The sequence below is a fragment of the Endozoicomonas sp. SESOKO3 genome (assembly GCF_024606255.1).
The window spans coordinates 1-1630 of the sequence record NZ_JAHHPR010000318.1 but is presented as its reverse complement, the minus strand read 5'-3'; the positions used below and the strand labels follow the sequence as shown (position 1 = coordinate 1630).

Annotated in this window: 1 protein-coding gene; it reads left to right on the top strand. The window is 51.5% G+C overall.

Annotation, left to right across the window (positions count from 1 at the left end; all coding sequences use genetic code 11):
* Nucleotides 1–48: 48 nt before the first annotated feature.
* The coding region (locus KDK18_RS05560) for a PEP/pyruvate-binding domain-containing protein (RefSeq protein WP_257253792.1) at nucleotides 49–1630 on the top strand (1582 nt) is incomplete at its 3' end.

The window sequence follows — 1630 nt, the reverse complement described above, 5'->3', positions numbered from 1 at the left end:
GCGCTGATTATTCAACACTGCGTGGATTGCCAATATGGCGGGGTCGCCATGAGCTTTCGATCCTTTGAGGATAATACCATCAGGTCTGAGTTCACACGCGGTCAGCCAAGGGGGATAGTGGCAGGGCAGTCGGGTAACACGCCCCACCGCATCGATATTGCTCGCAAAGAAGGAGCCGAAAACGTTCAATACTTTCCCGGAACGATTTCAAGTCACTTCATTCTGCATAAAAACATCGATAATAGCGGCTATTCGGAAAGAATAATTTATGATGGAGATGCTCCATCAAACGACGATGGTCAACAGATTGGTAATAGCATAGTTTCAAAACTCACGGAGATGGTGGCAAAGCTGGAAGACCTATTGCTCTGCCCCGTGGATGTAGAGTTTGCAATCGATCATCAGGAGCGCCTGTTCCTGTTGCAGGTGCGCCCTATAACCCAACTCCCTGGCGACATGGTTTTTACCATGCCCATACCCGAAAACAGTCTGGCCAGTGGTGAGGGCATCAGCGAAGGCTATTGTACCGGACCACTCTGGCTGGCCAAAAAACAACACGTAGGCTTTATGCCAGAGGGAGCCATTCTCCTGGCCCAACATGCTGAAGACTGGATGCTTGTGCCTGAATGTCTCGATCGGACTGGAGGTGTTGTCTTCGCCTCAGGTGCATTCAATGACCACGTGGCCATCCTTATGAGACAGAAAAAAATACCCTTGATGCTGACCAATGAAGAGTTTGCGACCCTGGCCGCCCGGGATGGCCATCAGGCGACACTGGCCTGCGCCCGCTTCAAAGGTGAGCCCGGAGCTTTCATTGTTGCCGGTGACATTAGCGAAAAACTGGTCAGTCACAGAAGCCTGTCTTCTGCTGTTTCTGATGTGCCGTTAGTAAAAGCCATCCCGTTACCGGATGATTTGTCCCCCCCTGAAGGTACATTCAGTCATGTCACCAGCAGTTTTGAATGGCTGACGGGTCAAAATGCCCGTTTGTTGGCATTCTTTGTCCCCGGCCGGGGCCTGGATTGTCTGGCAAACCCCATAAAACTTTGCATGTCGCCACAACGATTAAAGCTATTGGCAGAGACCAGTGACAACATTAATCGGCTGATTCATGGGGCTGAAGCAATGCTGGAGGGTTACCGGGCCTTCTTGCAGCTGGCAGGTGACAAGGATTCACACAAGATCCAGCCATTGCAGGATGAATTGCAGCAGCTAATCAACCGGTTCGCGACGCTGAAAGACACCATCCGATCAGGGTTAAAAACGATCAGCCTTTCCCTGCAATCTGATGAAGAAGAGCAGGTATCCACAGGCGCTTTTCGTCAGTGGGTGGCTAACTGCCATCAGCTACAGTCCTCCCTTCAAGCACTTAACCCCTTGGAGGCTGAGCAGGTGCGGAGTATCCATGAGCTGATTTTTGCCTTGCATCAGCGCTTTGTAGAGGCATTGGCACCGGTCGCTCTGGCTTCGGCACAGGGCAGGATATCTATGGAAAAGAAGATCAACTATGTCGATTGCACGACCCCGGATGCAGAAGCACCGCTCTTAAGGCCGTCCGGCAAAGCATCCATCCAACGATCAGGGCGAAAAGGGACTGTGCTTAGTATGGATGATGCCTTGATTGTTAACC